Here is a 26,201-nt window from a genome sequence, read left to right as displayed (position 1 = left end):
AGGAAGTCAATTGGAACTTCGCCGATAAAATTCTCAGGGCTGCTGAAAAGGTTGTTCAGACAGATGGATTGTATCCGGTGTTCCTGACATCCTTTAAGTGCGGTCCCGATTCATTTCTGGTGGAGTATTTCAGGAAGATTATGGATGCCCATAACAAGCCGTATCTGGTTCTGGAACTGGATGAGCATGACTCTTCGGTAGGTTATGAAACCAGGATTGAAGCGGCGGTCCGTTCCTTCAGGAATCACAGGGATGAGAGTTTCGAGCCCGGAAAGCCGGATTACTCCGGGATCAACCCCCGGTACTCCAAGGTGCTGTCCAAGAGAAGAACCCTGGTCATTCCCAAATGGGATGACACTGCAGTTCCTCTCATTGCAGATATTCTGAATGCCCAGGGATACCCTACGGTGGTGATGGAGGAAACAGAACAGACCATCCGGAAAAGCCTTCAGTGGAACAACGGACAATGCATTCCCATGAATGCCCTGGTGGAAGGCTTTGCCGCCACTATCAGAAACAGGGGGCTGGACCCCTCCGTCTGTTCTTTGTGGGTACCCGAGGCCAACTTGTCCTGCAATATCAGGATGTTTCCTCATCATATACAGGAAATCCTGAAGGTCTACGGTGAAGGCCTGGAAAAGGCTGAAGTGTATCAAGGCATGCTGGCCTATACGGATCTGTCTCCAATGGTGACTGTTTTAGCCTATCAGGCCTATATGTTCTCCGGTTTAATCCGAAGGATCTCCTGCCGGATCAGGCCCTATGAGAAGAATCCCGGTCAGACCGATGAGGCCGTCCGAAAGTCTATGGTCCTGCTGTCTGAGCTTTTTCTGGGATTGAGGAAAAACACAGGTCAAACTATTCAGGAGATCATACGGCTTTTTGAGTGGATACCCTATGACAGATCTTCACGGAAGCCTCTGGTGGCCCTCTTCGGTGATATTTATGTCCGGGACAATTCTGTGATGAACCAGGATGTCATCTCCTATATTGAACAAAACGGTGGTGAAGTCGTGACCATGGCCTACCATGAGTTTACCCGGATGACCTGTGATATGTACTTTAAAAGGTGGGGCAGGGAGTGGCGGCTGAGAAAGATAATGTCTCTCAAGCCCATTCTCAGTGCCCTTGAAACCATGGAGAAGTGGTATTACCGCTATTTTGAAAAGGTTCTGGAAGAACCTGTGGCTATGTACAAGGATGACCCCGAAGAGATCCTGGCCCCCTACAGCATCCGTATGGATCATGAGGGAGAGTCTCAGGATAATCTGCTGAAAACCTATTACATCAGCAGGCAGTATCCGGATCTATCCCTTTTTGTTCAGCTGAATCCCGGGTTTTGCTGTGCCGGGAATGTGACCGAAGCCATGAGCGGTAAAATCAGGGACATGACAGGTGTACCTGTTCTCTCTCTGACCTATGATGGTACGGGGGGACTGAAAAACGATGCCATCCTGCCCTATCTGAAGTACTCAGAAGGGGGACAGAAAGGCAGTAAGGAAAGGAAACTGGTGTAGGGGAGATCAGCCCTTCAGAGCCATCTGGTCCTGTTCGGCCGTATCTTCCGCATCCCAGGGGTAGCAGATCCAGGGATCTTTGAAGCTCTGACCCACAAAGTAGTGCTTGATATAGGAAGGGATCGGGTGTTTTTTTTCCTTGTTTTTGTTGTGAATAACCAGGACGGCAATTTCTGCAGGTTCGTGTTTCTGAAGTTCATCCAGACAAAAACCGATGGTGGCTCTTGTGTCATCCACTTCGTCTACCAGGAGAATCTTTTTCCCCCTGATCTGTTTTTCCGGCTGATCCACCCACTGGGTGATCACCGGACTGTCTGCCAGTCTGTCATCCAGGTCATAATAGGCTATACCCACAGTCAGTATGGGTTTGTTTAAAAAGGTCTTGGCCATACGGGCAGGAATGAATCCTCCCGTTCCAATGGCGACCATCAAATCGGGATCAAATCCTGATTTTTTGACTTCTTCTGCCAGGTCTTTGATGGTGTCGTGTATTTGATTGTAAGTTATGTAGATCTTTTCCATGTGCAACAATAAAACAGGAAGCCTGTCTTTGGCAAGTCGATCAGCCCGGGATCAGACAGAGACTGGAGATTCTCTGTAATTCTGCCGATATGTATGAGTATGAAAATTAGAACCCTCGTCCTATCAATCCTGAGTGTCCTCCTTCTTTTTTCCTGTTCCAAAGACCTGGCGGAGTACTCCTATTATAAAAATATTCCCGAAGTGACCGGGACGACCAGTGATGATCCCCCCTTGTTCTTTATCATCAAGGTGGACCTGGGCTATGCCTGGGGAGATAAAAAAACCCAATATAGCCTGGCAGACCTCACACCAGTCATCAATGATGGAATGAGAAACCTTTTCAGCAGCAAAACAGAGTTCGACTATACAATTGAACAGGAAGACAACCTGAAGCAGGAGATTATGGATATGGTGAATACAACTATTCACCGTTATGATAGCTTTAAAAACGTTCCGGGCATCAAAACCGTGGCGATTGTTAAAAAACAGGTTTTTGAATTCCGTTGATTCGCAAATGAAATGAGGGCAGCGACCGCTTGCGGGCATTGCCGAATGAGTGCCGCGAAAGCATGGTTTCATACCTCGAGGCTCTGCCTCGGAATGAGCCGCATATGCGGCTCGGGTCCAGGGCTTGCCCTGGGGTATGATACCATTCATTCCTGCCGGACCGGAATGATTTCAGGGAACGGCAGGAACAGGCTTAAATTGTGCCGGGAATGACAAAGCTGTTTTTGAATCCCATGTATTTGAAGGGATGAATATCCAGAACATTGGGATACCATCCGTCAATAAATCGCAGGTCAATCAGGTTCAGAGCCGGAGAATGACTGATGGGAAGAATCTGAGCCGTCATCAGCAGAAGTTTTTCTGCTTCACCCATCTTCTCATACCGGTCCTCTCCCACGGCTTCTTCCAGTAAACGGTTATATTCTTCACTGCTGAAGGAGGCATCGTTCAGACTGCTCCCTTCCTGCCACATTTGAAGAAAAGTCATAGGGTCCGCATAGTCTCCGATCCATGTGATCTGACCCAGGGTGTAATCAGGTTCCTTGAGGGAGGAGAAATATCGGGGAAAGGGAACCACTTCGATGATGACTTCCGTTTCCAGATGAGTCTCCCAGTTTTCTTTCATCAATTTCAGATTCTCAGCATCCCCATAGGGTACCCTTATCTTGATGGGAGGCAATCCTTTTCCTTTGGGATAACCTGCTTCTTCAAGAAGAGCCAGGCCCTTTTCAACCTCTGCTTTTTCTATGCCTTTGAACTGCGGATAATTCGGGATTTCAGGGACCAGTCTGCTTGTGGGCAGGTATTCGCTGCCTCTGATCTCATCCCAGGGCAGCAGGAGGGTCAGACCTGTACGGACCCGTGGGTCATCCCAGGGCTTTTCCTGGTTGTTAAAATAAAAATAACTGGTGGCAAAGAGGGGATGAAGGACCAGACGACCGGGATCGATGGTTTCGTTTCCCCATCCTGAAACCACCCAGTCGACTTCATAGAGCCTGAACTGTTCCATCAGTTCGGCAGGATCGTCGCTGAACTGAATGTTGATCTTGTTTATTTTAACCTTTTCCCTGCCCCAGTATTCAGGATTCTGTTCCAGGACGAGCTTGTTTTTTTCGGGTTTTCTGGAAAATTGGTAAGGCCCATTGACCGGGATTGTGCTCTCTTCCCACCAGAGACCACTGTCATCCAGGCTCGGATGAATCGGTACAAAGCTGTAATGGCAGAGTATCTGAAGAAAATAGGGTACTTTATTGACAAGATGAATGATCAGAGTCTGATTGTCCGGGGTTTCCACCCCCAGGTCTTTCTCCGAAGCAGTACCGGTTCGATAGGCACGGGCTCCCTTAATAACATCCAGGAGGGAGGCATAATCGGCCTTTTTACCGGGAGTCAGAAGTTTTACCCAGGAGTCTCTGATATCGGAGGCATTCAGGGGTTCCCCATTGCTCCACTTCAGCCCATCCCTCAGGTGAAAGGTATAAACCAGTCCATCCTCAGATATTGTCCAGGATTCTGCCATCCCCGGTTCCGGCTGCAGTGTGACGGGCTGATAGGATACCAATCCTTCATAAAGGGCTGTAAATATCTGGGCTTCTGCCGTGGTGTAACCCAATTGGGGATTGAGAGAGAGAGAAGAAGGAGAAAAATTTATAGTCAGTTCCGACTGATCATCCCCAAAAAGAAGGGATACGATCAGAATGAACAAGATAAGAAAGAGAGTCGTCTTTTTTTTCAGCACATGTTACTCCAGGTAAGTATTGAGAAGTGATTCATAGTCTTTGTTTTTAACAGGTTTTACCAGAACCCGATTAAAGCCGGTTTCTTCCAGAAGGGACACCGCCTCATCATCGCTGGTTATCGCAACCAGCGGTGTCAGCTTGTCTTTTTTCCGAATTTTCTCGGCAACAATATCACCATTGTATCCGGGCATATATTGGTCCAGGATGACCAGATCCGGAGATTCTTTCCGGTACAGTTCCAGGGCCTGAAGACCATCTTCTGCAAGGATGCATTCTAAGTTCATCTTCCGGCAGATTATTTCAAGTATTTTTCTGTTGGTAAACTCATCTTCTGCGTATAGGACTTTCTTCATCATAGATTAAACCCCTTTGTATTATCCCACGTTACAGGAAGTACATCAACTTTTATGATTAAATAGATTTGTCATACCCTGAGCCAGGTCTGCCGCCTCGCTGTTTATGCTCAAAAGCAGCTCAGTGAATGAGGGAGGCAGTCTTTCTGGTAAGGGCTGAAAATTTCTTTCTGCCTGCTCTCTGTTTCTGACTCCCAGTAATACAGTATCGGCAGAAACATGATTAAAAGAGAAAAAAGTAACTGCCTGTTCCAGAGGGATTCCTGTTCTGCGGCTTTCGGCCAGGAGTCTTTTCAGCCAGGATTTGATTCTGTCCCGCAGATCATCCCGGTACAGCATCATTTTCTGTCTGTATCCCTTATGGTTTGATTCCAGATGCTGCATCCCTGTTTCCGTCAGTATCCCCTGAGCCAGAACTCCATAGGGTATAAAGCCTATGGAGTGTTCCCTTAAGTAGGGGAGAACCTCTTTTTCAAGGACTGGCCAGAAAAGATTATATCCACCCTGATACACATCGACTCTTCCGGCTTCTTCCACCATCCGGATCTGATCAGCTGAAAAGTTGCTGACCCCGATGGCCCTTATTCTTCCTTCCCGCCGAAGAGTCTCCAGCATTTCCATTCCCGGTCTCATATCTTCGCCCCCCAGAGGCCAGTGAATGTAAAAAATATCAATATAATCGGTGAGCATCCTCTTCAAACTTGTTTCCAGGCTGGCTTTCATTTTTTGGGGAGTGGTGTAAAAGGTTTTTGTTCCCAGTGAAATAGTAGACCTGATCTTTTTAAATTGCTGGCCTATCAGCTGCTCCGAACGTCCTTTTCCATAGACTGGAGCCGTATCAAAATGATTCACCTTCAGATTCAGCGCCCTATGCAGCGCCCGCACAGAGTCTTTATGGATCTGAGGGCCCCAGTATTCTCCACCTAAAGCCCATCCCCCAAAGCTTAAGGTTGAGATTTCGGGGAAGATTTTTTTCAGTCTGTTCTGCTTTTCCATTATGCGTAACCTTTGTATACCACCAAAGAGTCATCAATTCCATGAAATAAATGAGTTTTCTTCCCATATTGAAGATTTCTTGTCTTGAGTAAGGCCGTTGTTTACATGAATATTCTCAGACGATTTAAAGCTTCTTTTTTCGAAGCATTGAATCAATTAAAAAAATTGGTCCTTTTTAAATCCATTGAGGACCGGATACTGTTGGGAGAATGATGAAATTACTCAGAATAACTTATATCGCCTGGATCGGATTATTTCTGACCGGCTGTTTAAGCCATAAGACCCTGGATGTTGAACAGGCAGAATTGAGCCTTGAGCAATATGAAGCCTTTTTAAACAGTGCCGTATACGGGGCAATGAACAGCATAACCGGAGATCCTGTTCTGACAAGAGAACGTCATCTGGACTATTTTACCATCGTCACAGGAAATGAGAAAATTGCCCGGATGATTTATGATGAAGCGGTAAAATATAATATTCCTCCCGAGCTGGCCTTTGCACTGGCCTTTTCGGAGAGCCGTTTTAATCCATATGCAGTTAACGAGAATAAAAACTCAACCGACAGAGGCCTCTTTCAGCTGAACTCAAAGTCATTTCCCAACCTGAGGGAAGAGGATTTTTTTAAGATTGAAATCAATATTCCCCAGGGTATTGCCTACCTGCGGTACTGTCTTGATATGGGTGGTAATGAAGTGACCGCTCTTGCCATGTACAATGCCGGACCAAACCGGGTTAACGACAGCCGGACACCAAAGATGACTCTGAATTATATTTCAAAAATCCAGTCTTACCGCATCAGCCTGGAGGAAGGAATTATTCCGGAGGATTTCGGCTCTCAACTGATACCCCTGCCTGAAATTAAATCTATCAAGAATGTCACTCTCCTTATGGCACATCGTAGTAAAATAAACTAAAATACCGCCATGATTATTGTTTTGCATAATACGGTTCAGAATGCTGAAAAAAAGCATATACAGAGATATCTGGAGTCCAAGGGCCTGAAAGTCCGGGAAATCATCGGTGAAAAAGAAACGGTTCTCGGAGCTGTGGGTTCGGTTTCTCTGGATATCAGGCAGATAGAGCTCCTCCCCGGAGTGGCTCAGGTTATTCCCATTACCAAGCCCTATAAACTGGCTTCCCGGGAACTAAAAAAAGAAGATACAGTCTTTGATATCGGTCCTGTGACCATTGGTGGAAATCGGGTCGTTGTTATGGCCGGTCCCTGTGCCGTTGAATCCCGGGAACAGATCATTGAATCAGCCCTGGCTGTCAAAAAAGCCGGTGCCGTCATCCTGCGGGGGGGGGCCTTCAAACCACGAACCTCTCCCTACTCATTCCAGGGGCTGGGAGAAGAAGGCTGCCGTTATCTGAAGGAAGCCGGTGAATTGACCGGAATGCCTGTCGTCACAGAAATTGTCTCCCCCAATGATGCGGATATGATGAAGGAATATATTGATATATTTCAGATTGGCGCCCGGAACATGCAAAACTTTGAACTCCTCAAAAAAGTCGGTTCCATGGGAATGCCTGTCATTCTTAAAAGGGGCCTTTCTGCCACTATAGAAGAATGGCTGATGGCCGCAGAATACCTGCTGGCTTCTGGTACGGACAAGGTGATCCTCTGTGAAAGAGGAATCAGAACCTTCGAAACCATGACCAGAAATACACTGGATCTGTCGGCCATTCCGGTTGTTCAGAAACTCAGTCACCTCCCTGTTATAGTCGACCCCTCCCATGGAACCGGTCTGAGAGACAAGGTTCTTCCCATGGCTCTGGCTGGTGTGGCTGCGGGAGCCAATGGACTCATCATTGAAGTTCACCCCGACCCAGATAACGCAAGCTCCGACGGTCCCCAGTCCCTTTATCCCGAACAGTTTGAGAAGCTCATGGGTGACATGGAGACTCTCTGTTCCGTCGTCGGGAAGGAACTCTCCCGCATTCCAGATAAGAGACATCAGGCTCTGGTCACTGCTGTTCAGGAGGCGGGTGTCTTATCAAGAACCGAAAATTCCAGCCCCAGAGCGGCATTTCAGGGAATCCATGGAGCCTATAGCGAGCTGGCTGTCAAAACTTATTTCAGCGGCAGCTCGGTCGACGCTGTTCCTGTCCCCCATTTCTCTGATATTTTCCGCTCCGTTCTTTCAGGAGATGCCGATTGGGGTATTGTTCCTCTGGAAAATTCCGTTGCAGGATCTATTCTTGAAAACTACGATCTTCTCTATCGCTATCCCGATTTGAGAATCTGCGGGGAGATCAAGATCAGAATCCGTCATAATCTCCTGGTCAGACCCGGGACCAGTCTCGAAGGCATCAAGAAGGTTTACTCCCATCCCCAGGCCCTGTCCCAATGTGCTGAGTTTCTGGAGAAAAGAGGGATAGAGGCCGTCTCCTTCTATGATACTGCCGGAGCAGCCTCTTATGTCTCTCAAGAGAATGATTTCACCATCGGGGCCATTGCCGGTGCGGATGCTGCAGGCTTTTATGGACTTGAGATTCTTGCCGATGGTATCGAAACAAATCCCCATAATTATACACGTTTTGCCGTAGTGGCCCGAAAGGACATGATTGGAATTGATCAGACTGTGGATAAAGCCTCTCTGGTCTTCTCCCTGCCTGATGAAGCCGGTTCTCTGTCATCCTGTCTCTCTGTTTTTTCGGAGTACAAGCTGAATATGAAAAAACTGGAATCAAGGCCCATACACGGAAAACCATGGTCTTATATGTTTTACATCGATTTGGAGATCCCTGAAGATCGGGCTGTTTTTGATCAGGCCGTGGAGAAAATCACAGGATTGACAGAAGATTTCAGAATCCTTGGACTGTATCACAGTTGAGTTGAGTCTTTCCGAGTCATGGAAGGGGAATTAATAAAGTAAATTATTTATGAGGGCTGGAAGTTCTGATTTTATTGATTAGGGTCAATCCCAAGGGCTTTCAGCTGCTCCATTTCTTCCAGCTGCACCAGGTATTCTTTCAGCCCGGCTACAATTTTGCTCACCACCATCTTCATCTGCTGCAGTTCTGCCTTGTATCCTTTCATCTTACTTCGAATTTCACTATCTGATTCTTCTTTGAAGAAGCGTTCCAGCGCAGCCAGCTTGTTGATGATTTTTTTCAGCTCCTGCTGATTTTTATCAAGAAATTCTTCCAGCTGGGTCAGATCCGAATCGGCGGCTCTCAAGTAACTCGTGCTGGTCTTGTTGTTCAGATTCTTATAGAAAGAGGCTTTCATTCTGATCCAGTTCAGATAGGAGGTGAAATTCAGTTTTTCCGTGCTTTTCCCACCGGCATTGGAACTGATTTCATAGAACATCTCATTTTTATTCCGCATGACCCTCTGAAACCAGCGGGAGAGTTTCTGGGCCAGTGACTTGAGATTTTCATCCAGAATTCGGGAGTTGTCATCCAGCCTGATAATGATGGTCTCAAGAGGAATATATATCTTGGCCAGTTCTCCAATAAGGAGGAGCAATTCCTGTTTCATTACTGCAGACTTGTCAATTTTCTTTTTTTTAACAACTTTTTCTTTGACCTGCAGGGATTTTAGAACATTCTCCTTAAGGGTTTCACCCTGGGCTGAATAATCTTCCTGAAGAATTTCTTCTACCAGTTCTCTGAAGAATGGATTTCCCTCCCATTTGAGAGGAAACTCAAACTTGATGGCCTGCAAGGTCCCGGACAGATCGGAATTTATCCTGCTGGGGTCAAGAGTCATATTATTCAGAACATTGACCCGGCATTGAAGTTTGTAATTCTGACGTGAATATTGGGAAATCTTTTTAAGGATTATCTTGATGGATTTTTGAATGTCTTTGAGAACTTTAATGGAATTGGCTAAAATGTTGAGGGCCATCGTGTCTCCTGTCTGTTTTATCTTCTCAACATATAAAGCAAGAGTGCGGCTCATCAGATGGGAAGAATTGACAGAGAGTTCGCTCCAGTGAAAGTAGTCAATGAGGGACAGAACGTTTTTGATCCCCCTCAGGTTGAGGGATTCAGGACTCATGAAAAAGAAGTTATTCATAAAATCCAGCTGACTCATGTAGTTTTGAAGGCGGAGGTTCATCTGGACAAACATATCGGATTCTGCAAAAGAATCAGAAGGAGGTGACTTCAGGTCTGAAATCTTCGCCTCATAGTCATACTGATCTTCCTGGATCAGACTCTTTTCCAAAAAAACTTTATATATACCTGTAAAGGCAGACTGGAAAGTCCGGCATTGCTCTTGGAGCTGGGGTATTTCTTCCTTTACCAGATACGACGCCTTGGCCATCAAAGCTTCTTCCAGTTTGGCTGTAAACAATTCTATTTGACTCATACTAGTCATTATCAACGAATATGGATAAAGTGACAACATTTATTCAGAGGCCATAGGTCATGATTGTAGCAATGAGGGGTTTTTTGCAAGGAGGATAATATGGGTGAAGTAAAAGCGTATGCTCCCGAGAAGCTGGTTATGGGAATCCTGATCTCCGACCTGACACTGCTGAATGCCTTGAAGATAAAGCTGAAAGTCCTCTGGGGGGAGACGGACAGCTGCAGCGAAGCGGTGGAGTTTAGCTATACAGAGTACTACAAGGCCGAAATGGGCGCCCCTTTGTACCGGGTGTTCTGCTCCTTTCTCACTCTTATTGATCCTGAGTCTCTGGCAGACATAAAGATTAAAAGCAATGCGGTTGAAAACCGTTTCCTCCGGAGTGAAGGACGGGTCATCAATCTGGACCCGGGTATCCTCAGCCAAAGTAAATTTATTCTGGCTACAACCAAGAACAACGCCCATCGCATCCCCATGAGCCGGGGGGATCTACGGCGAATTGACGCTCCAGTATAAGAAAGGGGCGTTTCGGGAACTGGAATGGACTTATCCTGATTACCGAAGTAAAGAAAACAGGGATTACCTCCAGGAAGTCCGTGCTCTTTATACTCGGCAGCTCAAGTCGTTGTCATCTTCAATACACCCATCAATATAAGTTCAACTGCAATTAGCTTTGAATCAGAAGCTTCATTTTTCCTGTTATCCTGTCATGAAGGTTACACCGATTCTCATCGTCTGTCTCACTCTTCTTCTCGGAGCCTGCTCTCTTCTCTCACCAGAGAAGGAGGTGACTATTGATATTCCCGTCTCTCCCACTCCATTGCAAAAATCTCTCAAAGGAATCTGGTCCCTGGAAATGGGATCCTTCAGCGGAGAATTTCAAGAGAAAGAATTGGACTGGTCAGAAGGTATCCCCCGGAAAATCTCTATGGAGTGGCCCAAGGAAGTGGAGCTTCTGCTGCTTTTAACTCCTCCCTCCTGGCAGCCGGGCCTGAGTCCAGCCCCCTGGGGAGTCTATGTTTCCTCTCTGAAGGACCGAGGAGACATCAGCTATAAAGAAGGAGCGTCTATTTCCATCCTTATGAGGATTCTTCAGGCAGGGGTGAATCTGGAGGGATTCAACTGTTCTCGCTTTCTGGAGGAGATGGGTACACTGGACAATCCCTGGCAGACAGACCATGAACTCCTGATGCGCCAGTTGGGCCGGCAGGAGATGCGAAGCTGGTATATCCGTCCTAAGACTCTCTATAGGGTAAATCTGACCTTACCAGAGGGCTCCTGGTATTTCAGGTCCTTACTGCAGGAACCTGTTGTTTCTGATGGCCGTACCCTGGAATTTACATTCCCTGAGGGCCACACCAGCCTCTATAACCCCGCATCAGAATCTGTTGTTGAAATTCAGGTGGATGATCATGGGGAGGCTGTCTGGATGCTGACACTTGCAGGCAACTCCCACACGACCGGGGCTTGTTCCGTTTCCTCTAAATAGGCATTGGTCCGGCTGAAAGGTTTACTCCCGAAGAATCCCCTGTAGGATGACAAGGGAGAGGGGTGGGGGCTTTCGATGACCAGATGTCTGTCTCGTCTGATAAAGCTTCCTTTTTTCCGGGCATAGGCTCCCCAGAGTATGAAAACAAGATGTTCCCGTTTTTCTTCCAGCTCCCTGATGACTCTGTCGGTAAATTGTTCCCACCCCCGGCCCTGGTGGGAAGCCGCCCTATGGGCCTCCACGGTCAGTACTGAGTTCAGAAGCAGGACCCCCTGATCGGCCCAGCTGGAGAGACAGCCGTGCCCGGGAGCCCTCAAGCCCAGATCACTCTCCATCTCCTTGTAGATATTCACAAGGCTGGGAGGCGGGTTTACTCCGGGCTGGACAGAAAAGCAGAGTCCATGGGCCTGTCCCGGACCGTGGTACGGGTCCTGCCCCAGTATCACGACCTTTACATCCTCGAAGGGTGTACGGTCCAGGGCGTAGAAAATCTGGCTTCCCGGAGGAAAGAGGATTTTCCCATTCTGTTTCTCTTCCAGAAGGAACTGGTGGAGATCTTCCATGTAGGATTTTTCGAATTCGCCGGCTAATACAGCCAGCCAGCTAGGGTCCAGTTTGATCTCTCTGTGCATCTCTCCTCCTTTATTAAAAAAAATCCCCCGAACCTGGCAGGCTTTGGGGGATTACTTATTATATAAAATTACAATCAAGTTATCGGATAACAATATTCACCAGTTTATCGGGAACGGCGATTTCCTTGACGATGGTTTTTCCCTCGGTCAGTTCCTTCACCCTCTCCTGGGCATGGGCTGCCGCTTTCATTTCTGCAGGACTTGTTCCGGCAGGTAGGATCATCTTGCAGCGCAGCTTTCCGTTGATCTGAACGACGATCTCTTTCTCGTCGTCTTTCGTGAATTCTTTGATCCACTGAGGCCAGGGTTCAAAAGCCAGGGTGTTTTTCTTTCCCAGTTTTTTCCACATCTCTTCCGCCAGGTGAGGGGCGTAGGGAGCGATGAGGAGCACAAAGGGTTCCCAGAGCTTCCTGAAGCATTTTTCCAGTTTATAGGCCTCATTGATGAAGATCATCATCTGGGCAATACCTGTATTGAACTCCAGGTCTCTTGTGTCTTCCGTGACCTTTCTGATCGATTTATGAAGGACCTTCACCATCTCTTTGGAGGGCTCTTCGTCACTGATCTCTCTTTCGGCAATGTCCCAGACCCTGTTGAGGAATCTGTTTACTCCCACAAGACCCTTGGTCTGCCAGGGTTTGGAGACCTGCAGGGGCCCCATGAACATCTCATACATCCTCATCGAGTCGGCCCCGAATTCCTGGATTATATCGTCGGGGTTTATGACGTTTTTCAGACTTTTGGACATCTTGGCGATGACCCGGCTCAACTCTTCTCCTGTGGAGATCTCAATAAATTTTCCGTCTTTTTCATCCACCAGGTCTGTAGCCACCAGTGATTTATCTTTTCTCTGATAGGCAAAGGATGTGATCATCCCCTGGTTGATGAGTCTCTGGAAGGGCTCGCTGGTCTGTACAATTCCCAGGTCAAAGAGAACTTTGTGCCAGAAACGGGCATAGAGCAGGTGAAGAACAGCATGTTCCGCACCGCCTACATAGAGGTCCACAGGCATCCAGTAGTCTTCGGCTTCCCTGCCCACCAGGGCCTTGCTGTTATGAGGGTCAATGTAGCGCAGGAAATACCAGCAGCTTCCCGCCCACTGGGGCATTGTGTTGGTTTCCCGTTTTCCAGGACCACCGCATTCGGGACATTCACAGTTTACCCAGTCGGTGATATTGGCCAGGGGAGATTCTCCCGTGCCCGAGGGTTCAAAGTTTTCAGTAGGAGGCAGGACCAGGGGGAGCTGGTCTTCGGGAACGGGGACAATCCCGCATTTTTCGCAGTGGACCAGGGGAATCGGTTCACCCCAGTATCTCTGGCGGCTGAAAATCCAGTCACGGAGCTTATAGTTGACCGCACCCTTACCGATGCTTTTCTCTTCCAGCCAGGAAATGACCTTGCTAATCGCCTCTTCTTTTCCCAGACCGTCCAGAAAACCCGAGTTCACATGGGGACCGTCGCCGGTATAAGCCTCTTCCTCCACATTGCCGCCGGAGAGGACTTCAATGATGGGCAGATTGAACTTTTTAGCAAACTCCCAGTCTCTCTCGTCATGGGCAGGAACAGCCATGATGGCTCCCGATCCGTAAGATATAAGAACATAGTCGGCCACCCATACAGGAATTTTTTCACCGTTCAGGGGATTGATAGCATAGGATCCCGTGAAAACACCCGTCTTATCCTTGGCCAGTTCTGTTCTTTCCATATCGGACTTCAGATTGGCCTGGACCACATAGGCCTCTACCGCCTCTTTGTGTTCGGGAGTGGTGATCTTTTCAACCAGAGTATGCTCGGGAGACAGAACCATATAGGTCGCCCCGAAGAGTGTATCCGGACGGGTGGTGTACACCTCGATGGAGTCCCCTGTCTTTTCAGTCTTGAAAATAACATTGGCCCCCTCGGAGCGACCGATCCAGTTGCGCTGCATGGCCTTGACCGAGTCAGGCCAGTCCAGGGTATCCAGATCTTCCAGCAGCTTGTCTGCGTATTCTGTGATCTTGAACACCCACTGGCGCAGGTTTTTCCGCTCCACCTGATGACCACAGCGGTCGCATCGTCCATCCAGAACTTCTTCGTTGGCCAGGCCTGTCTTACAGTCGGGACACCAGTTGATCGGCATGTCCGACTCGTAGGCCAGTCCCGCCTTAAAGAGTTTGAGAAAAATCCACTGAGTCCAGTGGTAGTACTCGCTTGTATGGGTCGAGACCTTTCTGTCCCAGTCATAGGAAAAACCGAGGGCCTTTATCTGTACCAGAAAGTTCTGAATATTGGCTTCTGTTGTAATGGCCGGGTGAGTTCCCGTCTTGATGGCGTAGTTTTCCGCGGGGAGACCAAAGGAGTCGAATCCCATGGGGTGGAGAACGTTGAATCCGTTCATTCTCAGATACCGGCAGTAAATGTCGGTGGCCGTATAACCTTCGGGGTGGCCAACGTGTAAGCCGGCTCCTGAAGGGTAGGGGAACATGTCCAGGACATAGGCTCGCTTGTCCTTGGGGAAGGCAGGATCTTCAGTGACTTTGAAAGTTTTATTCTCTTCCCAGTATTTCTGCCATGTGGCTTCGATGTCTTTAAATGGATATTTGCTCATAGGCAAAGATAATACCAGAGAGTCTAAAAATAGTCTAATCTTTCCTGCTTTGTTTAGAGCCTTGATGATTTTTTGTAAGGGCCATGTTATTAACCGGGAACCTTCTTGTGCCAGCCGTGTCGATTGTAGATAGCTATCGAGGCTAATTATTGATGGCTACCGAGGTTTGGGGCTTTTAATCTACCGAAGCTCATTTAGAGCTTCGGTGTTGCTTTTATTAAGGCCAAAGGGCCTCGGTGATTAACAGGTTAGGCCTAAGGGTTCCTGCAGATCTATTGGGTTCTACCTGCGCACGCTACGGTAGTTTTCCGGCTGAGGGCCTAAGGGCTGCTCCGCTCGGCCGCTCTGCCGGGCAGGAAGGGGGCCTGCCGCTGCACTCCCGGGCCGCATGGGCGAGCAACGCAGCGCAGCGGAGTGACCAGCCCGGGCAGTGGGTATTAATCAGGTTTATCAGCGATAATTGAATTATGCTGTTTGCATCCACATTCACGGATTAATATGGGGACTCTGAGTCATATGTATATTGTGTATAAAAGTAGCTATGGGCAATACCGCACCAATGCTTTTCAAAAACATGTTACAATAAATGAGCGAGTGATCTTAAAATCTCTGCTTCCCAAAAAGCCCGGCGTCCATGCCGTGTTAAAGAGAAGAAAGATTAAAAAAAGAGTAGAAACCCACGGCTGTGCATCGCAACGATCAAGAGGCATAAATCATGACCCTGTATAAAAATCAATATCGCATAGAGTCCTCCCGGTTGAAAGGCTGGGATTATTCTTCCCCGGGATATTATTTTATTACCATTTGTACAAAAAGCAGGGAATGTTTGTTCGGGGATGTTACACGGGGTAGAATGGTTCTCTCGGAAATAGGGAATATTGTAGGATTCGAATGGTTAAAATCATTTGAAATTCGTGCAGAATTATTGTGTGATGAATATTGCATTATGCCGAATCATATTCATGGTGTTGTTATAATTAAAAAGAACGTTGGAAACGACCGTATTGGAAACGACCGTATTGGAAACGACCGTATTGGAAACGACCGTAGAGACGCACGGCCGTGCGTCTCTACGGATTGCATTGACGATACGGATATCGTTGATAAAATGAATGGAATCAATATCAAACGGTTACCCCGGTCAATATCATCATTTGTCGCTGGTTTTAAATCATCGGCCACAAAATCAATTAATGAATTACGTCATACCCCAGGAATCCCGGTATGGCAACCTCGTTTCCATGACCGAATTATCCGTGATGAAAATGAATTAAACCTTATCCGTCAATACATAAAGAATAATCCTTCAAATTGGGGAAATGATAATAACACCACGGAGTAGAGACGCACGGCCGTATTGGAAACGACCGTAGAGACGCAGGATCGAATGGTCTGTTCTCAGGCCGGATACCCTCATTGACCAAGGGGAGGTCTCTGCCTACAGCCTGCATCCCTCTCCCATTCGCAGTGCCCTCTTTGACCCGGGCAAGACCGGCCGCATCAATGTGGCTCACTGTATGGCGGAGCTGTTCACTGAGGAGCCTCTGTGGAACAAGTGGAAGGGCAAGATGCCTGTCATCTATAATTCCTAAACCCCGGGAACGGCCTCTTCAACTGGGTTTTTGAGGCTGTGGGCTTGTACCCTGGGAACGGTCATGGCAAAGAGGGAGTTTGCCACGGCCATCACAGCGGCCAGAATAAAGAGCCACTCAACACCGAAGAATTTCCAGAGAAATCCGCCCCCAAAGGCGATGATCACGCTGATGAGGTGGTTGATGGAGATCCCTGTGGACAGGGCGGCGGTCATCTCCTCCTTGCCCTCGCTGATCCGGCTGACATAGACGCTGGCGGCCATGCTGGCGTTAGAGACAATCCAGTCAATCACAAAGTTGATGCTCACCACCCAGATGGCGACCTCCCTGGGGAAAATCCGGTGGGCAAAGCCGTAGAGGAGGCAGACAAAGAAGAGGATCACCGTATCGCCGATCATGATGGTTCTGTAGCCCAATCGGTCGATGAGCCTTCCGATCAGGGGTGTAAAGAAGATATTAAACAGGGCGCAGATACCTAAAAGGCTGGCCAGATATTCGGTTTGAGCCCCGTAATGGAGGATCAGAAGGTAGGGGCCGAATGTGAGAAACACCTGTTTCCGGGCCCCATAAAACATTTCCAAGCCGTAGTATTTTTTGTATTTTCTGTCAAAGTAGAGCCTCTTTCTTTGCAGCTTGCCCTGGGACTGCACCATGCCGAAGGCGGCGGTCAGTGCCAGAAGGATCATAAAGCCCACCGCCGTAAAGACGATGACGAAACCCAGTCGGCCACCGGCATCCCTGTCTCTCTGCACCTGGGGCAAGAGAAAGATAAGTGGAACCAGAGCCAGGCCGACCACCTGACCTGCATTTACGACTCCCCGGAGAAAACCGATGGCCATGCCTTCCTTGCCGGGTTCGGCGGAGTGAATGGCATAGGACTGGCGTACCGGCATGATGAGGTGTTCTCCCAGGCTCCAGAGGGTCAGACAGAAAACGGCGGGTACGATCCCTGTGCCGATGGCCAGAAATCCAAGCATACCTGCGACCGAAAATCCCAGGGCCAGGCGGATGATGTAACGTTCAGCCATTTTGTATAAGAGGGCTAATAGGAGGAAGAGGAGGAGTCCCGGGAGTTCCCTGAAAAACTCGACCACTCCCCGTCCGGCCTCATCGATTCCCAGGAAGGCCAGGTAGTTGTCCTGGACCCCTCTAAAGAGTCCGCCACCCAGGCCGAAGAGCATCATTACCAGAAGAAAGAGCCCGTACCGTTCTATACGCGTTGAGTTAAAAGCAGCTCTCATTGATTTCATGAGTAGGAGAATATCCTGTTGTGATGACTGGGGCAACAGGTCTGATTTGTCAATTCTGAAGTTCTTTCATGAAATCAAGAGTTCTGGTAGAATGTGATGCCTATGGCCCTGGATTATTTTGAACTGAAACACATGAGGAAAAGTCACCCCGCCTGGCGCCTGATGGCGGCCGAGAACAGTCCTCTTATCGCGGGCTTTTTGGATAAGGTTTTTTCGGATGTAAAGATCCGGCAGATCAGTGAGCCCGAAATCCTGATGCTCCTGGAGGACTACCTCTACTCCCTGAGGGAGATGGAGTCGGAAGACCGCTTTCCCCGGAGTGCCTCTGAATATCTAAGCGAGTGGAGCCGGAACGACAGGGGCTGGCTCAGGAAATTCTACCCCCCCGGCAGGGATGAACCCCATTTTGACCTGACTCCTGCCAGTGAAAAGGCTCTGCAGTGGATGAGAGAGCTCTTTGAGCGGGCCTTCATCGGAACCGAAAGCCGCCTGTTTTCCAGCATCGAACTGCTCAAGCAGATCGTCAATGGCATGGAAGAGGACGAGGAGTCCCGGGTAGCCAGGCTGGAGGAGGAAAAACAGAAGATCGATGAGGAGATCCGCCGTGTGAGAGAGGGGTATATCCCTCTGTTGACCGATCGTGAGGTACGGGAGCGTTTCCTTCAGTTTCAGCGTCAGTCGGGGGAGCTCTTAAGCGATTTCAGGGCGGTGGAACAGAACTTCCGTGATCTGGACCGGGACACCAGGGAGAAAATTGCCTCCTGGACCGGGGATAAAAGCAGCCTCCTCAAGATACTGCTGGGAGAGCGGGATACCATCTCCGGTTCAGACGAGGGGCAGAGCTTTTCCGCCTTCTGGGGGTTTTTGATGTCCTCGGTCAGTCAGGAGGAGTTGTCTGATCTTTTGGATGCGGTTTGTGCCCTTGATGCTGTTAAGGATCTGGAAGAATCGGAGAGGTTTAAGAGGATACACTTTGACTGGATGCTGGCAGGAGAGCAGACCCAGCGGACCGTGGCCCGCCTCAGCCAGCAGCTCCGCCGTTTCTTAGATGATAAGAGTTTTTACGAGAACCGGAGGATCAGCCGGCTCCTGGACGGCATCGAACAGAAGGCTCTGAAGATCCGGGGTGCGAGTCCCGAGGGTGTGTTTCTGTCCATGAACGGGTTTCGACCGGAGGTCCGTCTGCCCATGGAACACCCCCTGTTTTCCCCGCCCCTCTCCCATGAACTGACCGCCCATTTTGAGGCGGCGGACATGACGGTTTTGGACGATGAGGTTCTCTTTAACCAGGTGGTGGTAGACAAGAAGCGGTTAAAGGGCAATATTCGCCGGTTTGTACAGAAACAGGACCAGGCGTCCCTGGGAGACATACTTGTCCAGCATCCCCTGGAAGAGGGTTTGGCTGAACTGGTGGCCTATCTCTCCATTGCTGAAGACAGCCTGTCGGCCATCATTGATGATAAGATAAAGGAAGAGATCCGCTGGACCGACCGGGAGGGGATTCTCCGCAGCGCTAGCATCCCCCGCATACTTTTTAACAGGACAAACAATGGACACACAGGACAATGAAACCCTTTTCTCTGTTCTCCTGATCAGCCTGATGAAATCGGTGATCAGCCGTGAGGATAACCCCGCCCGATGGCAGCAGCTTTTACAGTATCAGGGAGAGCTGAGTGACTACCTGGCCCGCATGGCCCTGGATCTGGTGATTTTCGAGGATGAAGGATTCGCCTATCTGAAAAACAAGGAGGGCGAGGATGAGGAAGGTCTACCCCGGCTGATCAGCAGACGACCCCTCTCCTATCCGGTGAGCCTGCTGTTGGCCCTCTTGCGGCGGAAGATGGCCGAACACGACGCGGGGAGCGGGGAGGTCAGGATCATTCTGGATAGACAGGAAATTGTTGATATGATGGCGGTTTATTTTCCGGCGGGGATAAACGAGGTACAGTTTGTCCGCAAGGTCGAGGGTTACATGAAAAAGGTCCTGGACATGGGCTTTCTACGCTTTTTGGGGGATGAGAAACAAAAGGTGGAGATCAAGCGGATTCTAAAAGCCTTTGTGGACGCCCAGTGGCTGAATGAGCTTGATCTGAAGCTCGAGGAGTATGCTTCCCACTCTGGTGTGAAGGATCCCGCGGGGGATGATTCTGATGACAACGACTCTGAGGAGGAGGCGGAATGAACGGTCAGAATGACTTTTTGGAGTTTTCAGACGACGACGGCAAGGCTGGATTCCGCCTGGATAAGCTGGAGCTCTACAACTGGGGGACCTTTCATAATACGGTGTGGGAATTCCCACTGCGGGGGGATAATGGACTGCTCACGGGAGACATCGGGTCGGGAAAGTCCACCCTGGTGGATGCGGTGACAACCCTCTTGGTTCCTCCCGGTAAGATCCGCTACAACAAGGCCGCCGGGGCGGAGAAGAAGGAGCGATCCCTCCGCTCCTATGTGATGGGCTACTACAAGTCAGAGCGCAGCGATGAGGGCCATGCGGCCAAACCTGTTCCTCTGCGGGACCGCAGCAGCTTTTCGGTCCTTTTAGGGCTGTTCCGCAATGAGGGTTTTAACCAGGTGGTGACCCTCGCACAGGTCTTCTGGCAGAAGGACAGCGGGTCTCAACCTTCCCGGCTCTACCTTGTTTCCGACGACGAGCTCAGCATCAAAGAGCATTTCTCCGGCTTTGGAGGGGACATCAATACCCTAAAAAAACAGCTCAGAGGCCTGGATCACACGGAGCCTCCCTATGATAATTTCCCTCCCTACAGTGCCGCCTTCCGCCGTCGTTTCGGCTTGCAGAACGAGCAGGCCCTGGATCTCTTTCACCAGACCGTCTCTATGAAGTCCATTGGCAATCTGACCTCCTTTGTACGGGAGCACATGCTGGAGGCCTTCGAAGTGGCCCCTCGCCTGGAGGCTCTGATCACTCATTTTGATGACCTGAACCGCTCTCATGAAACGGTCTTGAAGGCGAAGGCCCAGATTGGCCGTTTAACCCCCCTGGCGGCAGACCTGGTGAGTCATGCCGGCTTAGGTGAAACCCTGGAGCAGAGCCGGACCTGCCGGGACGGACTGGAACCCTATTTTTCCCGGTTGAAGTGGGAACTCTTGAATGACCGCATCGGGGGACTGGATGAGAAAAGGGAGAAAAAGGCGGCGTCCGTACACTCCATGGAAGAGGCCCATCTGGGTCAGGAAGAGGAGCGGGACAAGCTCAAACAGGCGATCTATGAAAACGGGGGAGACCGTTTAGAGCAGCTGAAATCCGAGTGGGGCCGGGCGAAAGAGGAGAAACAGCGCCGGTTTATCCGATTCCAGGAGTACGGTGCCCTCTCTCAGACTCTAGACCTTGCAGAGATCCGCAACTCTGATGATTTTGTGGACAACCGTACCCGCCTTGATGAGATGCTCCAAGAGCAGGAGGAGCAGAGCCGGGATGGTGAAAACCGGCGGAGCGAATGTACAGTCTTATTTGCAGAGCAAAACAAGAGGTTTCGTGAGCTGAATCATGAGATAGACTCCCTCAAGTCCCGCAAGAGCAACATCGATTCCAGGCAGCTGGCCATTAGGGAGAGTCTCTGCGATGATCTGAATCTGTCGGAGGAGGAGCTTCCTTTTGCGGGTGAGCTGGTCAAGGTCAGGGAGGATGAGGCCCCCTGGGAAGGGGCGATTGAACGGGTCCTCCACAGCTTTGCCCTGAGCCTGCTTGTTCCCGACCGTTTGTACCGTGATGTGGCGGCCTGGGTCGATAAGACACGTTTGAGAGGCCGCCTTGTGTTCTATCGGACCTCCGAAAAGAGAGAGCTGAAGACCTATGACGTCGCCCCGGACTCCCTCTTGGGAAAGTTGGAGCTGAAGGAAGACCATCCCCTGCTGAACTGGCTGGAAGGGGAGCTTCATAAGAGGTTTGACTACAGCTGCTGCACCAGCATGGAAGATCTGAGACGGGCACGTAAGGGGCTGACCCGGAAGGGACTCATCAAGAGTGGGGGAGAGCGTCATGAAAAGGACGATCGTCACCTCATCGATGACAAAAGCCGTTATGTTCTGGGCTGGATGAACCGCTCCAAGCTGGAGGCTCTGGGAGTCATCCGTGAAGCTGTGGAAAAGGAGATGAAACGCCTGAGAAATGAGTTTCTCCTCCTCGATAAAGAGGCCTCCTTACGGGATGAGAAAAAGAACGCCATCATCGGCATGCGCCATTACTCCCGTTTTGAAGAGATTCACTGGCAGCCTTTGGCACTGCAGATAGAAAAGATGGAAAAAGAAGTCCGCACCCTGGAGTCTGCTTCTGATGTCCTGAAGACTCTCTATGACCGCCTCAAGGCTCTGGAAGAGGAACGGCAGGAGCTCCAGAGCAAACTGGCCTCCGTCAAGGATGACCTGGCGACCCTTTTAGAAAAAATAAGGAACTACAAGGAGCTCCGGGACAATGCGGACGCCCTGGCGGAAGGCTCTGATAAGACCAGGGAGGAGTGGGCCCGTCTCATTGAACCCCTGCGGCAGGAGGCCCTGGGAGAGCATCATTTGACCATAGAAAGCTGTGATGCCCGGCAGCATGATCTCCGTGTGTGGCTGCAGGCCCGGATCGACGGGATTGTGAAGCGCCAGGACCGTCTGGGCCAGGCCATTGTGCGGGACATGCAGGATTTCAGGCGGGACTATGTGAGTGAAACCAGCGAGATCGATGCGCAGATCGAAGCGGGGGATGAGTATAAGGCCATGTTGGAACGGCTTCAAAGGGACGACCTGCCCCAGTTTGAGGCGCGGTTCAAGGAGCTGCTCAATGAGGAAACCATCAAAGAAATTGCGAATTTTCAGTCCCAGTTATTCCGGGAGAGGAAGGATATCGAAGACAGAATAGGGAAAATTAACCGTTCCATGTCCTCCATTGAATACAACAAGGACCGCTATATTATTCTGGATGCGATGAACTCCAATGATGTTGAAATCCGTCAGTTCCGTCAGGATCTGAAGGGCTGTACCGAGGGCAGCCTGGATGGCCGTCAGGGGGAGCAGTACACAGAGAGGAAATTCCTGGAGGTGCGTAAGATCGTCGACCGTTTCCGGGGACGGGAGGGCAGCAGTGATATGGACCGCAAGTGGACCCGTAAGGTCACGGATGTGCGCAACTGGTTTGATTTTGCCGCCTCGGAGCGTTGGAAAGAGGACGACAGCGAATACGAACACCACACCGACTCGGGCGGAAAGTCGGGAGGGCAGAAGGAGAAGTTGGCCTATACGGTCCTGGCTGCCAGCCTGGCCTATCAGTTCGGCCTTGAATTCAATGAGGTCCGCTCCCGGAGTTTTCGTTTTGTCGTGATCGATGAGGCCTTTGGCCGGGGCTCCGATGAATCGGCCAGGTACGGCCTGGAGCTATTTAAGAGACTGAACCTCCAGCTCTTGGTGATTACTCCCCTGCAGAAGATCCATATCATCGAACCCTATGTTGCCAGTGTCGGTTTTGTCCACAATGAAAACGGGAAGCGCTCCTTGTTGCGGAACTTCACCATCCAGGAGTACCGGCAGAGAAAGTATGAGCAGAATCAATGACATGGGGCATGCCGGGAAGCATCAAAAAGAAGTACTTAAAACGCTGGGAAGGGGGATCTCTCCTTTCTGAGATGGCTCAAAAACTTGTGGACTTTCCCCTGAGGGCTCCCCTGAAGATGCCCAGTTCCTCTGAGATGACAACCCAGTTTGATGAGGTGCGCCGCTGGACTCGGCAGCTGGAATTAGAAAGCGCTGGTGCTCCCTGGACCCTGGAGAGAAGGGCGGTCAATCACCGCCAGCTGGGGGAGAACTCTCTTCCCTCGGCCCTCCTCTTTCAAGAATCAGCAGACTTGCTCTCATTCCTGGGGAAGAAAAAAGAGTTTGAACTGTTTCTTTCCCTCTCAAAGAAGCTCTCCTCAGCCTTTCCGGTCCTACGGCCGTGGAGCCTGGAGAACCCCCATAGGCTACTGCGTCACGCCAGTGATCTTGACCGCCTCATTAGAATTCTCCTTTGGGTGACGGAGCACCCGAATCCAGGAATCTATGTCCGGCAGCTCTCCCTGGAGGGGGTAGATACTAAATTCATCGAGCAGCGGCGGGGGCTTCTTATGAGCCTCCTCGACCGGCTTCTGGACCCTGCAAATATTGATTCCCGGTTTTCAGGAGTCAAGAACTTTGAGAGGCGTTACGGCTTTACGAGCCGGCCTGAGCTGATCCGTTTTCGATACCCCTTTTTGACTGATGGATCGGGAAGTTTGGGTGGACCTGGAAATTTCAGCGATTTTGGAGCTTTCTCAGACCTCAGTGTTCCCTCCGATGAGTTCTGCCGGATGCAGCCAGATGTTAAAAGGGTAGTTGTTGTAGAAAATGATATAAGTGCCCTGGCTTTCCCCCGGGTGAAGGACACAATGGTTCTTTTTGGTCGGGGCTATCATTTTGGGACCCTGTCGGAAGCGTCCTGGCTTCATAAGAAAGAACTTTTCTATTGGGGCGATCTGGATAGTCATGGTTTTGCCATCCTGGCTCAGTTTCGCAAGCTCTTTCCCCATACCCGGTCTATCCTGATGGACAGGGAGACTCTGCTGCATCATGAGGCTCACTGGGGAGAGGAACCAAAGGGGATAAATGGCATGCCCTCCGGGCTGGCTCGGGAAGAGGAACTCCTACTCCGGGACCTTATGGAAAACCGCTATGGCCCGGGAGTCCGGCTGGAGCAGGAATTCATCCTCTTCTCCCGCCTGGAAGACTGCCTGAAAAAGCTGGGGTTTCATTTTGAATGAATGGTCTGTACAAAGCATAATATTGTAATAATTAAATTGATATTATGTAATTTAAATATTACAATAGAGAGTATAAGTAGGTTTAATGTAACTTAATTGTTACATAAGAAGGTTTTTTTGGATTATAGTTTAATGAAGGATGACGAGATCCTCCGTGATCTGGCTGAAAAGATGGATGTTCTCCGTATAGAAAAAAGGATGAAGGACTCCGACTTGGAATCTGCCGGAGGAATCTCACGTCAGCTCATATCGAATTTCAGAAATGGAAAGCGCTCCATCAGTCTAAAAAGCTTCATCCGGATTCTCAGAGGCCTCGGTGAATTAGACCGCCTTGAATCCCTCTTTGCCGAAACCCGGCAGTACAGCCCACTGGCTGAATCCGTTAAGAAGCAGCCCAGGAGGGTTCGTGATAACGGGAATCGGGAAGAGGACTTCAAGTGGGGAGATGATATGTGAGCCCCCGTTTTGATGATATTATCCGACGGATAGAAGCGGCAGTCCCAGGGGCGGCCTAGCGGTAGCCCTTCGGCCCTGAGCGAAAAAATCACCAGTGCAATGTTATTGCACTGGCAGTACACATCCCCAGACGTCCCGGCAGGGGGCTATAGCGGAAAGCCGGTTCCCTCCGCCGGCGGTCCTCTGAAATTTGCAGAATGACCCGGTTCTGGATTATGTTTTGGTGATTCATAAATCTTAATATCCACGGAGATTCTGCGATGAATACCCTTTTCACTTCACTTCATATAAAAAATGTGACTCTCAGAAACAGGATTGTCATGCCCCCCATGTGCATGTACAGCGCCGGCTCTGACGGTCTGGCCACCCCCTGGCACAGCTTTCATTACAGGACGAGGGCCCAGGGCGGTACCGCTCTTATTATCCAGGAAGCCACGGCCGTGGAATCCCGGGGACGTATTTCCTCCCGGGACCTGGGTATCTGGGACGACTCTCATATCCCCGGCCTGCGGGACATTGTCAAAGGAATCAAGGCCGAGGGAGCCGTCCCGGCCATCCAGCTCGGCCATGCGGGTCGGAAGTGCTGTGCTCCCGGGGAGGATGTCATCGCTCCTTCGCCCATCAACTTCGATCCGGCCGATGGGGAGTACAAAACACCCCGGGAGATGAGTCGTCAGGACATGGACGTGGTCGCTGAATCCTTTAAAAATGCCGCCCTGCGGGCCGCCGAGGCGGGGTATGAGATCCTGGAGATTCACGGGGCTCACGGCTACCTGATCAGTGAGTTTCTATCTCCCCTGACCAATACTAGAACCGACGATTTCGGCGGCGATATTGCCAGGAGAGCTGAATTCCTGAGGATGATTGTCAGGGCGGTACGTTCGGTCTGGAAGGAAGAGAATCCCCTCATCCTCAGAATCTCCGCCCTGGACTACGCGGAAGGGGGCAATAAAAGTGAAGACCTGGCCCAGATAATCAATCTTGTCAAAGACGAGGGGATAGACATCGTCCATGTGAGCACAGGGGGTGTCGTACCGAATGTAAAGATCCCCGCCGGACCGGCTTTCCAGATTCCGGCGGCCAGGATCATCAAGAATCTGACCGGATTGCCTGTGGTGGGAGGCGGCCTGATCACCTCGTCCTCTCAGGCGGAAGAGGTCGTCAGTTCAGGAGATGCGGATCTGGTGTTTCTGGGCCGGGAGCTGCTCCGCAATCCCTATTTTCCTCTGCTGAGTGCACAGGAAGCCGGGGTCGATCTTTCTTACTGGCCCGCTCAATATGCACGGTCTAAATAAGGCGCTTAAAGCCAGGGATTCAGGGTCTGGATGGCTAAGCCTTCAAAGTCTTTTGTGTTGCGGGTGACAAGAATGGCTCCTTCCAGAGAACTTGTAGACGCTATGAGTCCGTCCAGTATGGGCAAAGGTTTTCCTGATAGAGATCTGAGGGCCGTCAGTTCTCCCCATTTTAATGCCG

General features: G+C 50.1%; 24 protein-coding genes. 15 read left to right on the top strand and 9 right to left on the bottom strand.

The features are described 5' to 3' along the window. The coding region (locus PF479_RS01445; RefSeq protein WP_298001496.1) for a hypothetical protein at window positions 1–1,517 on the top strand (1,517 nt) is incomplete at its 5' end. A 6-nt stretch (window positions 1,518–1,523) separates the two neighbouring features. Here PF479_RS01445 and PF479_RS01440 read toward each other — a convergent pair. Next, entirely contained in the window at window positions 1,524–2,039 is a 516-nt protein-coding gene (locus PF479_RS01440; protein ID WP_298001494.1) for a phosphoribosyltransferase, read from the bottom strand. A 99-nt stretch (window positions 2,040–2,138) separates the two neighbouring features. Here PF479_RS01440 and PF479_RS01435 point away from each other — a divergent pair, with 99 nt between their 5' ends. After that, window positions 2,139–2,546, top strand: a complete 408-nt coding sequence (locus tag PF479_RS01435; RefSeq protein ID WP_298001493.1) for a hypothetical protein — start codon at window positions 2,139–2,141, stop codon at window positions 2,544–2,546. A gap of 45 nt (window positions 2,547–2,591) precedes the next feature. Further along, window positions 2,592–2,759: a hypothetical protein gene (locus PF479_RS01430; protein ID WP_298001491.1), complete on the top strand. Its 168-nt coding sequence runs from the start codon at window positions 2,592–2,594 to the stop codon at window positions 2,757–2,759. Here the strand turns inward: PF479_RS01430 and PF479_RS01425 are convergent. Genes PF479_RS01425 through PF479_RS01415 form a run of 3 tightly spaced genes read right to left on the bottom strand, consistent with a single transcriptional unit; the run spans window position 2,740 to window position 5,634 of the window. Beyond that, window positions 2,740–4,284, bottom strand: a complete 1,545-nt coding sequence (locus PF479_RS01425) for a peptide ABC transporter substrate-binding protein (protein WP_298001489.1) — start codon at window positions 4,282–4,284, stop codon at window positions 2,740–2,742. The two genes, PF479_RS01430 and PF479_RS01425, sit on opposite strands and share 20 nt — an antisense overlap. A gap of 3 nt (window positions 4,285–4,287) precedes the next feature. After that, complete coding sequence (locus PF479_RS01420; protein WP_298001487.1) at window positions 4,288–4,641, bottom strand: response regulator; 354 nt, start codon at window positions 4,639–4,641, stop codon at window positions 4,288–4,290. A gap of 42 nt (window positions 4,642–4,683) precedes the next feature. Continuing rightward, window positions 4,684–5,634, bottom strand: coding sequence for an aldo/keto reductase (locus PF479_RS01415; protein WP_298001485.1), 951 nt, complete (start codon window positions 5,632–5,634; stop codon window positions 4,684–4,686). A 209-nt stretch (window positions 5,635–5,843) separates the two neighbouring features. Here PF479_RS01415 and PF479_RS01410 point away from each other — a divergent pair, with 209 nt between their 5' ends. Both PF479_RS01410 and aroF read left to right on the top strand, forming a co-directional pair. Next, window positions 5,844–6,548: a transglycosylase SLT domain-containing protein gene (locus tag PF479_RS01410; RefSeq protein ID WP_298001483.1), complete on the top strand. Its 705-nt coding sequence runs from the start codon at window positions 5,844–5,846 to the stop codon at window positions 6,546–6,548. Between the two features lie 9 nt (window positions 6,549–6,557). Then, complete coding sequence (gene aroF, locus PF479_RS01405; protein WP_298001481.1) at window positions 6,558–8,468, top strand: 3-deoxy-7-phosphoheptulonate synthase; 1,911 nt, start codon at window positions 6,558–6,560, stop codon at window positions 8,466–8,468. A 71-nt stretch (window positions 8,469–8,539) separates the two neighbouring features. Here the strand turns inward: aroF and PF479_RS01400 are convergent, their stop codons facing one another. Then, window positions 8,540–9,952 carry a hypothetical protein gene (locus PF479_RS01400; protein WP_298001479.1) on the bottom strand — a complete coding sequence of 471 codons (1,413 nt, stop codon included), beginning with the start codon at window positions 9,950–9,952 and terminating at the stop codon, window positions 8,540–8,542. 99 nt (window positions 9,953–10,051) lie between these two features. Between PF479_RS01400 and PF479_RS01395 the strand changes: the two genes are divergently transcribed. Genes PF479_RS01395 through PF479_RS01390 form a run of 3 tightly spaced genes read left to right on the top strand, consistent with a single transcriptional unit; the run spans window position 10,052 to window position 11,438 of the window. Continuing rightward, window positions 10,052–10,465: a DUF4416 family protein gene (locus PF479_RS01395; RefSeq protein ID WP_298001477.1), complete on the top strand. Its 414-nt coding sequence runs from the start codon at window positions 10,052–10,054 to the stop codon at window positions 10,463–10,465. Further along, the gene (locus PF479_RS20695) at window positions 10,449–10,604 is read left to right on the top strand and encodes a DUF4416 family protein (protein WP_367277191.1); all 156 of its coding nucleotides are present in this window, start codon (window positions 10,449–10,451) and stop codon (window positions 10,602–10,604) included. Before PF479_RS01395 ends, PF479_RS20695 begins: the two co-directional genes overlap by 17 nt. An 18-nt stretch (window positions 10,605–10,622) precedes the next feature. Further along, window positions 10,623–11,438 (top strand): hypothetical protein, encoded by an 816-nt coding sequence (locus tag PF479_RS01390; protein WP_298001475.1) that lies wholly within the window; start codon window positions 10,623–10,625, stop codon window positions 11,436–11,438. On the opposite strand, the gene ung is transcribed toward PF479_RS01390, so the two are convergent. Both ung and leuS read right to left on the bottom strand, forming a co-directional pair. Then, window positions 11,360–12,001 (bottom strand): uracil-DNA glycosylase, encoded by a 642-nt coding sequence (ung, locus tag PF479_RS01385; RefSeq protein ID WP_367277192.1) that lies wholly within the window; start codon window positions 11,999–12,001, stop codon window positions 11,360–11,362. The genes PF479_RS01390 and ung overlap by 79 nt on opposite strands. A gap of 148 nt (window positions 12,002–12,149) precedes the next feature. After that, window positions 12,150–14,657, bottom strand: coding sequence for a leucine--tRNA ligase (leuS, locus tag PF479_RS01380; RefSeq protein ID WP_298001470.1), 2,508 nt, complete (start codon window positions 14,655–14,657; stop codon window positions 12,150–12,152). Window positions 14,658–15,372: 715 nt separating this feature from the next. Between leuS and PF479_RS01375 the strand changes: the two genes are divergently transcribed. Beyond that, entirely contained in the window at window positions 15,373–15,999 is a 627-nt protein-coding gene (locus tag PF479_RS01375; protein ID WP_298001469.1) for a transposase, read from the top strand. 246 nt (window positions 16,000–16,245) lie between these two features. Here the strand turns inward: PF479_RS01375 and PF479_RS01370 are convergent, their stop codons facing one another. Then, on the bottom strand, window positions 16,246–17,499 hold the full coding sequence (locus PF479_RS01370; RefSeq protein ID WP_298001467.1) for an MFS transporter: 1,254 nt from the start codon (window positions 17,497–17,499) through the stop codon (window positions 16,246–16,248). A gap of 96 nt (window positions 17,500–17,595) precedes the next feature. On the opposite strand from PF479_RS01370, the gene PF479_RS01365 reads away from it, so the two are divergent. The 5 genes from PF479_RS01365 (at window position 17,596) to PF479_RS01345 (ending at window position 24,728) form a co-directional block, all read left to right on the top strand. Further along, window positions 17,596–19,068 (top strand): DUF3375 domain-containing protein, encoded by a 1,473-nt coding sequence (locus PF479_RS01365; protein WP_298001465.1) that lies wholly within the window; start codon window positions 17,596–17,598, stop codon window positions 19,066–19,068. Further along, entirely contained in the window at window positions 19,049–19,681 is a 633-nt protein-coding gene (locus PF479_RS01360; RefSeq protein ID WP_298001462.1) for a DUF4194 domain-containing protein, read from the top strand. The genes PF479_RS01365 and PF479_RS01360 overlap by 20 nt, the downstream gene beginning before the upstream one ends. After that, on the top strand, window positions 19,678–23,052 hold the full coding sequence (locus PF479_RS01355) for an ATP-binding protein (protein WP_298001460.1): 3,375 nt from the start codon (window positions 19,678–19,680) through the stop codon (window positions 23,050–23,052). Before PF479_RS01360 ends, PF479_RS01355 begins: the two co-directional genes overlap by 4 nt. Continuing rightward, a complete protein-coding gene (locus tag PF479_RS01350) occupies window positions 23,049–24,272 on the top strand; it encodes a DUF3322 domain-containing protein (protein WP_298001458.1) in 1,224 nt (407 codons plus the stop codon). Before PF479_RS01355 ends, PF479_RS01350 begins: the two co-directional genes overlap by 4 nt. A 117-nt stretch (window positions 24,273–24,389) precedes the next feature. Beyond that, complete coding sequence (locus tag PF479_RS01345) at window positions 24,390–24,728, top strand: helix-turn-helix transcriptional regulator (protein WP_298001456.1); 339 nt, start codon at window positions 24,390–24,392, stop codon at window positions 24,726–24,728. Window positions 24,729–24,816: 88 nt separating this feature from the next. On the opposite strand, the gene PF479_RS01340 is transcribed toward PF479_RS01345, so the two are convergent. Next, window positions 24,817–24,960, bottom strand: a complete 144-nt coding sequence (locus PF479_RS01340) for a hypothetical protein (protein WP_298001455.1) — start codon at window positions 24,958–24,960, stop codon at window positions 24,817–24,819. A 28-nt stretch (window positions 24,961–24,988) separates the two neighbouring features. Here PF479_RS01340 and PF479_RS01335 point away from each other — a divergent pair, with 28 nt between their 5' ends. Beyond that, window positions 24,989–26,023: an NADH:flavin oxidoreductase/NADH oxidase gene (locus PF479_RS01335; RefSeq protein ID WP_298001453.1), complete on the top strand. Its 1,035-nt coding sequence runs from the start codon at window positions 24,989–24,991 to the stop codon at window positions 26,021–26,023. The last annotated feature ends 178 nt before the right edge of the window (window positions 26,024–26,201 follow it).

It is taken from the genome of Oceanispirochaeta sp. (assembly GCF_027859075.1).
Taxonomy (GTDB): domain Bacteria; phylum Spirochaetota; class Spirochaetia; order DSM-2461; family DSM-2461; genus Oceanispirochaeta.
The sequence above is the reverse complement of the archived record's forward strand: the minus strand, read 5'-3'. Positions and strand labels throughout refer to the sequence as shown.

What these genes read in the sequence shown, in the direction of transcription:
- PF479_RS01375 (WP_298001469.1), top strand. Translation starts at nt 15,373, where the DNA reads ATGACCCTGTATAAAAATCAATATCGCATAGAGTCCTCCCGGTTGAAA.
- leuS (WP_298001470.1), bottom strand. Translation starts at nt 14,657, where the DNA reads ATGAGCAAATATCCATTTAAAGACATCGAAGCCACATGGCAGAAATAC.
- PF479_RS01440 (WP_298001494.1), bottom strand. Translation starts at nt 2,039, where the DNA reads ATGGAAAAGATCTACATAACTTACAATCAAATACACGACACCATCAAA.
- PF479_RS01400 (WP_298001479.1), bottom strand. Translation starts at nt 9,952, where the DNA reads ATGAGTCAAATAGAATTGTTTACAGCCAAACTGGAAGAAGCTTTGATG.
- PF479_RS01350 (WP_298001458.1), top strand. Translation starts at nt 23,049, where the DNA reads ATGACATGGGGCATGCCGGGAAGCATCAAAAAGAAGTACTTAAAACGC.
- aroF (WP_298001481.1), top strand. Translation starts at nt 6,558, where the DNA reads ATGATTATTGTTTTGCATAATACGGTTCAGAATGCTGAAAAAAAGCAT.
- PF479_RS01340 (WP_298001455.1), bottom strand. Translation starts at nt 24,960, where the DNA reads ATGAATCACCAAAACATAATCCAGAACCGGGTCATTCTGCAAATTTCA.
- PF479_RS01430 (WP_298001491.1), top strand. Translation starts at nt 2,592, where the DNA reads ATGAGTGCCGCGAAAGCATGGTTTCATACCTCGAGGCTCTGCCTCGGA.
- PF479_RS01360 (WP_298001462.1), top strand. Translation starts at nt 19,049, where the DNA reads ATGGACACACAGGACAATGAAACCCTTTTCTCTGTTCTCCTGATCAGC.
- PF479_RS01370 (WP_298001467.1), bottom strand. Translation starts at nt 17,499, where the DNA reads ATGAAATCAATGAGAGCTGCTTTTAACTCAACGCGTATAGAACGGTAC.
- ung (WP_367277192.1), bottom strand. Translation starts at nt 12,001, where the DNA reads ATGGAAGATCTCCACCAGTTCCTTCTGGAAGAGAAACAGAATGGGAAA.
- PF479_RS01415 (WP_298001485.1), bottom strand. Translation starts at nt 5,634, where the DNA reads ATGGAAAAGCAGAACAGACTGAAAAAAATCTTCCCCGAAATCTCAACC.
- PF479_RS01395 (WP_298001477.1), top strand. Translation starts at nt 10,052, where the DNA reads ATGGGTGAAGTAAAAGCGTATGCTCCCGAGAAGCTGGTTATGGGAATC.
- PF479_RS01365 (WP_298001465.1), top strand. Translation starts at nt 17,596, where the DNA reads ATGCCTATGGCCCTGGATTATTTTGAACTGAAACACATGAGGAAAAGT.
- PF479_RS01355 (WP_298001460.1), top strand. Translation starts at nt 19,678, where the DNA reads ATGAACGGTCAGAATGACTTTTTGGAGTTTTCAGACGACGACGGCAAG.
- PF479_RS01335 (WP_298001453.1), top strand. Translation starts at nt 24,989, where the DNA reads ATGAATACCCTTTTCACTTCACTTCATATAAAAAATGTGACTCTCAGA.
- PF479_RS01435 (WP_298001493.1), top strand. Translation starts at nt 2,139, where the DNA reads ATGAAAATTAGAACCCTCGTCCTATCAATCCTGAGTGTCCTCCTTCTT.
- PF479_RS01410 (WP_298001483.1), top strand. Translation starts at nt 5,844, where the DNA reads ATGATGAAATTACTCAGAATAACTTATATCGCCTGGATCGGATTATTT.
- PF479_RS01420 (WP_298001487.1), bottom strand. Translation starts at nt 4,641, where the DNA reads ATGATGAAGAAAGTCCTATACGCAGAAGATGAGTTTACCAACAGAAAA.